We start from the raw sequence: 9,319 nt of genomic DNA, 5'->3' as shown, positions 1-9,319 counted from the left end.
TTTTACTATCGGAGTTGAGGAAAGAAGTTTTTCGGTAAATATCTCTAAACGGGATCCATTGCCGTTACTCAAAGATCAATACTTACTCTGAACAGAGCCAAAGGGAAAAGTGCAAATGATTTTTCCGATATTTTCTTAGCTTTCGATCTTGATCCTCACACCGCGGATTTTGATCCACAGTGTGTACATAAGCTTATGTCACACTTTTGTGACTCTTCTGATGCAGGGAAACTTTACATCAATTACCCAATGGTTGAGTCTTTCTACCATGTGCCCTTGGCAATTTTGGATGGCTTCGACAATACGGATGTAGAAAAGTCTTTAATTCGTTATGAGGTTAGGGAGCTGCCTGGATATAAAAAGCGAGTGAATCTGGAGGGATTTAAATACAGGAAGGACCACGGCGTAAGTCTGTACCAGTCTGTAATCCGAAGGCACGCAAAGATAGTTGGTTTTCTTACTCAGCAATCTATCGAATCAACGTTCCAGCTCAAGGCCCAAGTTGCGCTTCTAAAAAAACAGTTATCCTCAATCCAAGCATCCAAAAGCGGGTATGTCGTTAACACCTTTTGCTTGCTTGTACCCGAACTATATCCTTCTAAATGTCCTCTAACTGAAGAGGAATCAACGCTGCCGTCCGAATGATGGGAGCGGATTGATAGCTCAGGGTTCAAAATAATACTCTTAAGACCTTGTAGTGATAAAGTTCTTTCAGCAATTGTTCTTTAGATGGGTCCCAAGAAAAAGTTAAAATAAATAAAAAGCTCTGAAAGAAGAATTCCATGGCTGATACCGCTTTCTATACTCACGGATTGTTTCTCAAACATAAGATGGGAAACAACAATCCCGAATGTCCGAAACGCCTGGAAAAAATCGAAGAGCTCATGCTGGCCGCCGGTACTTCTCAGTTCGTCGATCGAAAAACGCCGCCGATGGTGGCTGTTACTGACATGCTGGCCGCCCACGATGCTGACTATATTTCCTACCTCTCCCACAATTCACCGAAGGAAGGTCTGAACACGATTAGTGTCGATACCGCCATGAATCCTTATACCTGGGAGGCCGCTCAATATGCAGCAGGGGCCGCATGCGCGGGTGTGGATGACGTCCTCTCAGGACAATATAAAAAGGTTTTCTGTGCGGTCAGACCGCCAGGACATCACGCGCATAGAGATCATTCCGGCGGTTTTTGCTTCTTGAATAATGTAGCCATCGGTACGCTGCATGCGATCGGAGTTTACGGATTAAAAAGAGTCGCAGTTGTTGACTTTGATGTCCACCACGGGGACGGGACGAGCAATATTCTCGGAGGCCGAGATGATGTTTTAATTCTGGACGGTTTCCAAGAAGCGCTTTTCCCGTATGCGCATATTCATCACGCGCCTCCGAACGCGATTTACACACCGTTCCCGGAAGGAACCGAAGGGATTGCACTTCGTCGAACCATGGACGAAGTTTGGATGCCCAAGCTCAAGGAATACAAACCTGAGCTGATTATGGTTTCCGCTGGTTTTGATGCACACAGAGAAGAGGATCAAGCCCAGCTTTTAATGGTTGAACGAGACTATGCCTTCTTAGGTCGCCGGCTGGCATCCTGCAAATCTGAGATTCCGGAATGCCGAGGCGTCGTGACTGTTCTTGAAGGCGGCTACAACACGTCTTCTCTTGCAAGGAGCTGTGCAGCCTTCATCCATCAGCTGGCTTGTACGGATTAGTCAATGGATTCCGGAAAGAACTTTCTCATGCCCGGGGTCTCCAAGCGGGAGGTTCTCGCTTGGGCTTCGTACGATTTTGCGAACTCCGGTTACACCACCGTTATTCTGACTGCGGTCTACAACGCTTTTTTTGTGTCGGTTGTCGCAGAAAATGCTGTCTGGGCAACGTTTGCTTGGACGCTGACGATCACTCTTTCTAATTTGCTGTCTATCGCTGTTATTCCTGTAATCAGTGCGTTGGCAGACGCTAAGGCCAATAAACGATTCTGGCTTGCGGTGATGACAGGCATCTGCTGTATGAGCACAGCGACGCTTGCGTATACCGGTCCGGGGACTTTAGCCTCAGCGGTTTTTCTGATCGTCATTTCTAATACGGCATTCAATGCCGGTGTATCTCTCAATTCAGCGTTTCTTTCGGAGTTGGCAAAGCCCGAAGCCTTCGGCAAGGTTTCAGGGTGGGGCTGGTCTTTCGGGTATCTCGGCGGCATCGTCAGTTTGGCTGCTTGCCTGCTTATTGTTTTTGAGGGACAGAAAGCAGGTCTTCCGGCTGACGTTTATGTGCCGTACACAGCAATGTCCACGGCGACGATTTTCTTTGTGATGGCGCTTCCGATGCTCTTGTATGTCAAAGAGCGTTCGAAACCTAAAAACATTTCCTTTGAAAAGACCTTCAAACGAATCCGAAAGGAATCATCTGACAGCTTCAAACTTCTTAAACGCTATCCGGAATTTTTGAAGCTTTGCGTCTGCGGGCTTTTCTATCAGGCAGGCATTGCGGTAGTTATTACGCTGTCCGCTGTATATGCCCAGCTTGTCATGAAATTTACGACCGCTCAGACGATTACTTTGATTTTGGTCGTCAATATTACGGCCGCCATCGGAGCGTTTGTATTCGGATACGTTCAGGATCGCTTGGGGCATAAGAAGACTTTAGCGCTTACCATTCTTTTGTGGATCGTCATGGGCGTGATGGCGGCGTTCTCTCAAGGTCCGGTGAGTTTCTGGATCGCTGCCAATATTGCCGGCATCGCGATGGGATCGAGCCAATCAGCGGGCAGGGCAGTTGTTGCCGTTTTTGCTCCGGCAGGAGAACTTGCCCAGTTCTACTCTGCCTGGAACGTCGCCGTTTGGGGGGCCAATGTTTTGGGCCCGATCACATACGGAACAGTCACTTGGCTGACGTCCGGAGATCAAAGAACCGCAATCCTCGTGACGACACTTTTCTTTGTTATCGGACTTTTAATCCTTCGTCGTGTGCATTTGCCGTCTAAGACTGTTTGCTGATACCGCTTTTGCGGCTGACGGCATCTGGCTTAAATAATGGCCCAGAAAAGCAAAACGCTCCTAAAAAGGAGCGTCTTGCAAAACTAAAACCCTAGGACTTAGCTTAATCCTGTGATCTTGCCGTCAACGACGTCAATGGTATATGCAGCCGGTTTCTTCGGCAAGCCGGGCATACGCATGATGGCGCCGGTCGTAACAACCAGGAAGCCTGCGCCTGCGTTCAGGATAACGCGCTGGACAGGAAGCGTAAAGCCGTGAGGAGCTCCTTTCAGATCCGGATCGTGGGACATAGAGAAAGGAGTCTTAGCGATGCAGATAGGAAGCTTTTCAAATCCCATGTTCAAGGCTTTGATCTTGGCCAGGTCTTTCAGAGCGGCAGAAGAGTAAGAAACATCTTGTCCGCCGTAAACCTTGGTGTTGACGTCCTGAATCTTTTCTTCAATGGATTCGTCAAGGCTGTAGGCGTAGTTCAAAGGCTTAGAACCTTCTTTGACGGCAGCCATCACTTCTCTGGCAACGTCTAACGCACCTTCGCCGCCTTTGGCAAAGCCGTCGGAAATCGCAAAGCGAACATCGGCAGCCAAGCATTCTTTGCGGACAACATCGATTTCTTCTTCGTTGTCGTTGGCGAAATGGTTCAAAGAAACCACGACCTGCTGGCCGAAACGCTTCAGGCTGGCAATGTGAGCCTTGAGGTTGGGAAGACCGTTGATCAGAGCATCCATGTTTTCCTTGCCGATTTCAGGCAGAGGAACACCGCCGTGCCACTTCAGAGCCCTTAAAGAAGTGACGAGGATCGTCGCGGCAGGCTGAAGATTGTTCATACGGCACTTGATGTCATAGAACTTTTCAGCACCTAAGTCGCTGCCGAACCCTGCTTCCGTGATGGCCCAGTCTGCGATCGTCATGGCGGCGCGAGTAGCGGCCACGGAGTTGCAGCCGTGGGCGATGTTGGCGAACGGGCCCCCGTGCACGAAAGCGGGTACGCCTTCAATGGACTGTACCAAGTTCGGAAGCATGGCATCTTTCAGAAGAGCCATCAGAGCGCCGGTAGCTCCTAATTCTTTGCAGGTGTAGGCAGAGCCGTCACGTTTGAGACCGACAACCAGGCGATCCAGGCGAGTGCGGAGATCTTCTTCCCCGTCGGCCAAGCAAATGATGGCCATGAGCTCGGAAGCAGCGGTAATGTCGAAACCGGTTTCGGTCGGGATGCCGTTAGCAGGACCGCCGAGGCCGGTGACGATATTGCGGAGCATGCGGTCGTTTACGTCAAGGACACGGCGCCAAGTGATTTCTTTCAGATCGACTTGACCCTGATGACGGGCATTGTCAATTAAAGCAGCCAAGAGGTTATTGGCAGCCGTAATAGCATGGAAATCTCCGGTGAAATGCAGATTAATGGATTCCATCGGAACGACCTGAGAGTACCCGCCGCCGGCAGCGCCGCCCTTCATGCCGAAAGATGGTCCAAGAGAGGGCTCTCTCAGAGCTAGACATGCTTTTTCGCCGAGTTTCTTAAAGGCCTGAGCAACGGCAATAGAAGTTGTTGTCTTTCCGGAGCCTGCGGGCATTCCGGAAGTGGCCGTCACGAGAATGAGTTTGCCCTTTGCGTTAGAGGTGTTTAAAGCAACTTTGGCTTTGTCTCTGCCGTAAGGAATGAACTGGTCGTCAGAAAGACCATATTCGTGGGCGAGTTGATCGATAGGAATAAGCTTAGTTTGCTGTGCAATTTCAATGTCAGTCAGCATGTCTGTCCTTGAAAGAAAGGTGTGAGTCGGAAACTTGGATAAAGTATCTAACCTGTTTGGTCGCATTTTTGGGTGCCTGCGAACAAGGCTCCATTCTAACGGCAGACGTCTCTTTACGCTCTAAAAACAAGAAGATGGAAATCCGTATTTTTCCTTAGGCTGAAATGACGAATCGGCCCATTGTCAGTTAGCCTTGTTGTCATCAGTTAAGAATTTCCTTAAGTTATCAAGGACGGTAAGAGTTTGTTCTTTACTTAAAGCATCCATCTGCAAAAAATCCATAAAAAAGAGTCCTTGGATGGCTAAGAGGCAGATTATGGCTTTTTCTGGGTCCGAGTCTTTAGAAAGAAGAACTTTTTGAAAGATCTCCCTAAACCAACCATTGATCGGATTCTCTGGGAATTTTGTTTCAGAAAAAGCAGCCTGAATAGCTAGTCCGAATGTTGATTCCTTGGGTTGACGGTTGACGAATTCTTTGCCCCACTCGATAAAAGTGGCACAAATGGGATCAATTTCCGAGGACTTTGTATCGATTTTTTTTTCGACAGTCTTAAATTTTGCTTCGAGCTCTGATGCATGGGCTTGTAATAGAGCCAGCAGAAGGTCTTCTTTTCTTTTGAACTGGTACAAAATGGTTCCTTTGGCAATACCAGTTTCCTTAGAAAGTCTGTCGAAACTCAGACTGTCAGTCCCGTGCTGAGAGACCAACTTTCTAGCTTCATCAAGGACAATTTGCCTTACAGTTTTGCCGTTTAAATTTTTAGCAGGCCGCCCAACTTTTTTCTTTATAGGAAGAATCTCAGAAGTTTTTGTCATAGTCCGATTCCCAAAATTTTAATTTATCAGATTGCAAAGGGAGGGAAAACTCGTATGTTACTTTTCTTCGCAACAAACTAATATTTAACCGTCCGGACGGAAAATAAATTTAAACTGGAGAATACTATGAAATACAACATTAATCGAAGAAAACTTCTCGTCACATCGGCTCTATCTGTTTTGACTCCCGTAGTAGCTTCTAATATGTCCGTTGCAGCTACCCCGCAAACCTCGAAATCTGATCGTTCATGGGATGAGACATTCGATGTAGTAGTAATCGGTTCGGGTGGTGCAGGCTTAACAGCTGCAGTAACAGCAGCAGAAAAGGGTGCAAAGGTTCTGGTTCTTGAAAAGAACTCTTTTGTCGGTGGAAACACGATTGTTTCAGGCGGTGCTTTTAATGCAGTAATTCCGGAAGATGCGAAAAAGGCCGGAGTTCAAGATTCTGAGCAACTATTTTTTGAGAATACGATGGAGGCTGGAGGCTATAGAGGAAATAAAAAGCTGGTTAAGAAGCTCACTGAAAATGCAGATGAATCCGTTGCTTGGTTAAAAGATCACGGCGTTGAGTTTATGGATTACATCTATCAGGTTTACGGCGGCCTACATCCCAGAACTAGAAATCCTAAGCTGCACGGCGGCCAATCCTACATAAAAGCGCTCATGGAATGCGCTCAAAAGCTTCCGATTACTATTAGGACAAATAGTAGAGTCGTAGACATTATTCGCGAAGCCCCTCTGGAAGGAAGGGTAATCGGTGTTGAATACGTAACACCGGATAAACGTAATCATTTTATTAAAGCTAAAAGGGCTGTGATTGCAGCTTCTGGAGGCTATTCGGCTAACGCAAAATTATGCGGATTGTTCGATCCGAGACTCGAACATTTAGGTACTTCCAATCTGCCCTCCGCTACCGGAGAAATTCTTAACGATATGATCGACTTGGGAGCGCAGACTGTTGGAATGGATTACGTTCAGTGCGTAATCAATAAACCGAAAGATCAAAGCACATACGTCCCGTTAAGTATATTTGTTGATTACTTCATTTTTGTAAATTGGGACGGAGAACGTTTTATAAAAGAAGATGCTGCCAGAGACGTACTTTGCAATGCTTTCCTGGCTGAGCCTAAGGAAGAAGCATTTTCCGTGATGGATAGCAAAGGTTTCGATGTTCACTGCAAGGTCGGTCGTGTCGAAGATTTACTGAAGAAATCTATCAAGACCGGAATAGTCCTTGAGGCGAATTCAATCGAAGAATTGGCGAAAAAAATGGGTGTTCCGGTGAGCAAGCTTTGTCAGTCTGTAGAAGCCTACAACAGGAGCGTGGACGATAAAGCGGATGCTTTAGGCCGCGATCCCAAGATGTTAGTTCACAAAATAGAAACTGGTCCATTCTATGCAGCAAGGTTTGCGATGGCCCGTCATCACACGATGGGTGGTGTGCTTATAAATGAGGATGCACAGGTCATCGATAGAAAGGGCAATGTAATTCCAGGCCTCTTGGCTGCTGGCGAAGTAACTGGCGGTATTCACGGGAATAATCGAATCGGAGGCAACGGAATAGCGGATATTTTCACATTCGGCCGTTTTGCCGGTTTGACCGCAACAAAATAACCAAAACAAAAATGGAGGCTTATAAATTTTTAAGCCTCCGTCCCAGGAGAAAATTATGAACAAATTGTCGCTGATGCTGATACCTATTCTGTTAGGTTCTTCTTCATTCGCATTTGCTTCGCAGGTGACTCTTTATGGTTTGTTAGACCTTGGTGTTAACTACGAACACAAATCTCTGAGCTACAAAAAACTTCCCCATAAAAACAAGACCACTAACATCCTTCAAATGAAGGGAAGTCAGTTCTCCGGCTCAAGAGTCGGTATTAAAGGACAGGAAGATTTGGGGGCGGGCAATAAAGTAGGCTTTGTTTTAGAGGCTGGTTTGAATATGGATGACGGCTCTTCCTCAATGGGAGCTAACTCAGCCTTTGGACGTGAATCTCAAATTTATTATGAATCAGACTACGGACGTATTGCTTTGGGAAGAGTCTGCAGCTTAGGTAGCATTTATGGCTCATATGGCATCTTCCATCCTATCGCAGATAATTTCTGGGGAGGCTGGAGTACTTATGGGGGAACTACCACTCGCCTATCTCAAAGTTACGGGAGAATGGATAACACCATAACTCTTGTTTCGCCTAATCTTTCCGGCTTAAAGTTGTACGCTCAGTACTCTTTTAATGTAAACGGAGAAGAGCACGAAAAAAGTTCTGAGAACAACCGTTACACAGCTATCGGAGCGACTTTCAAATTAGGAGCCCTGCAATTAGTAGCTGTGGCTGACTACACAAAACAAGCCGACTTTAAATACCAAAACTTTAAGCGAAACTTGGATGATTCATACACTCTAAAATTCGGCGGAAATTATGACTTTAAAAAATTTAAATTATTCGCCGCAGCACAGTATGTCGCACACTCTCAATGGTTCCTTGGCGTAAACAACTACTTTCTTTCTGGAATAAGCGGCCTTAACCCTAATCTTGTCTCACAGAAAATTGCAGAAGCTCAAGGCTTTATAGGCGGCTCTTATTTGTTGGGCACGGACATACCCTTCTACCATGGTACTTTGAAGTTTCAGTTCCAATATTCACACGCTAAAACAGCCAGTACTTATTTGAGTTCCGCATATGGTTCTAACGTGAGGATGAAGCTTGACTCAGGGGTGTTGTCGGTCGGGTATCTCTACCCGTTTTCAAAACGTACCATGCTATACGCTCTTGCAGGAACTAGCTTAGCTAAATACAAATTTAAAAACTCCAGTGAAACGGGACGATTAAAAGATAAGACGACCACAGTACTTGCTTCTCTCGTTCATATGTTCTAATGGAATGATTGGGTTGGAAGATAACGCATCAGGTTCCTCTTCTAAGGAACTAGCTATCTATTTTCCGAATCTCAGAAAGAACGGTTCATACACAGATATATTGTCTAAATCTGCAATGAAAGACGACATCCCAAATGAAAGGGGTGTCGTCTTACTATGTAACGTAAACGTTATTTTCGTCACTACTACAAAGGCAAATGCTATTGGGGCGTTTTGTTCTCTTCAGGAGAAGGAATTTCTTCTTTTGCGATCACAGTGTTTAGTGTCTTGGGATCATGAGTTGCTCGTGGAACAAACTCGGGATCAAACTTCGGATCAAGCAGGCGTTCTAATGCAATGCGTGCTCCGCGGGAATACTGGTAGTGGATCTTGCCGACTTGGAATTCCGAGGCGATTGTATGGCGCTGAGAGTCCAGTTTTTCCGGCATAGGTTCGGAAGCTTTAGGACCGTAAAGTTTGAACATCAGCAGAGCAGAAACGGCGTCCGAGACTTCTTTAGGGTTCTCGGGGTTTCTTTCGAGTGTCGACTCAATGACATTCCAATATTCATCGAAGTCCGGTTTGAAGCTCTTATGCAGCAGCTTAGTGCGGAGGGCCTCGATGAGTTCCTCATTCGGCTCGCCTTCCATCTTCAGCGTGCTGTTGCGAACGCCTTCTAAAAAGAGAGCAACCGAGAAGGGAATGTACTGTTTTTGAAATTCTTCCAGGCGTTTTTTTCTTCCGATAAACCAAGGAATGTAGAAATCCGTCGCTTTTCTCAGTGTTTTGAAATTTTCTTTGTAATAAAACTGAAAAACTTTATTAAGTCCCTCAATTTTGGCTTTAAGATCTGCGGACTGAGCCATGTTGTACTGTCAGTTTGTTAGAAAGATTTACAT

At 46.2% G+C, this 9,319-nt stretch carries 7 protein-coding genes; 4 read left to right on the top strand and 3 right to left on the bottom strand.

What is annotated here, in order from left to right:
- The first annotated feature begins 782 nt into the window (after positions 1-782).
- On the top strand, positions 783-1,715 hold the full coding sequence (locus tag ACZND6_RS09570) for a histone deacetylase family protein (protein WP_293737866.1): 933 nt from the start codon (positions 783-785) through the stop codon (positions 1,713-1,715).
- A 3-nt stretch (positions 1,716-1,718) separates the two neighbouring features.
- Positions 1,719-2,999 carry an MFS transporter gene (locus ACZND6_RS09565; protein ID WP_300875407.1) on the top strand — a complete coding sequence of 427 codons (1,281 nt, stop codon included), beginning with the start codon at positions 1,719-1,721 and terminating at the stop codon, positions 2,997-2,999.
- Positions 3,000-3,097: 98 nt separating this feature from the next.
- Here the strand turns inward: ACZND6_RS09565 and ACZND6_RS09560 are convergent, their stop codons facing one another.
- Together ACZND6_RS09560 and ACZND6_RS09555 are read right to left on the bottom strand one after the other, a co-directional pair.
- On the bottom strand, positions 3,098-4,747 hold the full coding sequence (locus tag ACZND6_RS09560) for a formate--tetrahydrofolate ligase (protein WP_293737868.1): 1,650 nt from the start codon (positions 4,745-4,747) through the stop codon (positions 3,098-3,100).
- Between the two features lie 183 nt (positions 4,748-4,930).
- Positions 4,931-5,563: a TetR/AcrR family transcriptional regulator gene (locus tag ACZND6_RS09555; protein WP_293737869.1), complete on the bottom strand. Its 633-nt coding sequence runs from the start codon at positions 5,561-5,563 to the stop codon at positions 4,931-4,933.
- Between the two features lie 126 nt (positions 5,564-5,689).
- On the opposite strand from ACZND6_RS09555, the gene ACZND6_RS09550 reads away from it, so the two are divergent.
- Both ACZND6_RS09550 and ACZND6_RS09545 read left to right on the top strand, forming a co-directional pair.
- Complete coding sequence (locus ACZND6_RS09550; RefSeq protein WP_300875410.1) at positions 5,690-7,177, top strand: FAD-dependent oxidoreductase; 1,488 nt, start codon at positions 5,690-5,692, stop codon at positions 7,175-7,177.
- Positions 7,178-7,232: 55 nt separating this feature from the next.
- Positions 7,233-8,441 carry a porin gene (locus ACZND6_RS09545; protein WP_293737871.1) on the top strand — a complete coding sequence of 403 codons (1,209 nt, stop codon included), beginning with the start codon at positions 7,233-7,235 and terminating at the stop codon, positions 8,439-8,441.
- Positions 8,442-8,641: 200 nt separating this feature from the next.
- On the opposite strand, the gene ACZND6_RS09540 is transcribed toward ACZND6_RS09545, so the two are convergent.
- Entirely contained in the window at positions 8,642-9,286 is a 645-nt protein-coding gene (locus tag ACZND6_RS09540) for a hypothetical protein (protein WP_370748005.1), read from the bottom strand.
- Positions 9,287-9,319 lie beyond the last annotated feature (33 nt).

This window comes from Parasutterella sp., assembly GCF_057870745.1.
The sequence above is the reverse complement of the archived record's forward strand: the minus strand, read 5'-3'. Positions and strand labels throughout refer to the sequence as shown.

Coding starts and splice junctions, on each gene's coding strand:
- ACZND6_RS09565 (WP_300875407.1), top strand. CDS start 1,719: ATGGATTCCGGAAAGAACTTTCTCATGCCCGGGGTCTCCAAGCGGGAG.
- ACZND6_RS09570 (WP_293737866.1), top strand. CDS start 783: ATGGCTGATACCGCTTTCTATACTCACGGATTGTTTCTCAAACATAAG.
- ACZND6_RS09560 (WP_293737868.1), bottom strand. CDS start 4,747: ATGCTGACTGACATTGAAATTGCACAGCAAACTAAGCTTATTCCTATC.
- ACZND6_RS09550 (WP_300875410.1), top strand. CDS start 5,690: ATGAAATACAACATTAATCGAAGAAAACTTCTCGTCACATCGGCTCTA.
- ACZND6_RS09545 (WP_293737871.1), top strand. CDS start 7,233: ATGAACAAATTGTCGCTGATGCTGATACCTATTCTGTTAGGTTCTTCT.
- ACZND6_RS09555 (WP_293737869.1), bottom strand. CDS start 5,563: ATGACAAAAACTTCTGAGATTCTTCCTATAAAGAAAAAAGTTGGGCGG.
- ACZND6_RS09540 (WP_370748005.1), bottom strand. CDS start 9,286: ATGGCTCAGTCCGCAGATCTTAAAGCCAAAATTGAGGGACTTAATAAA.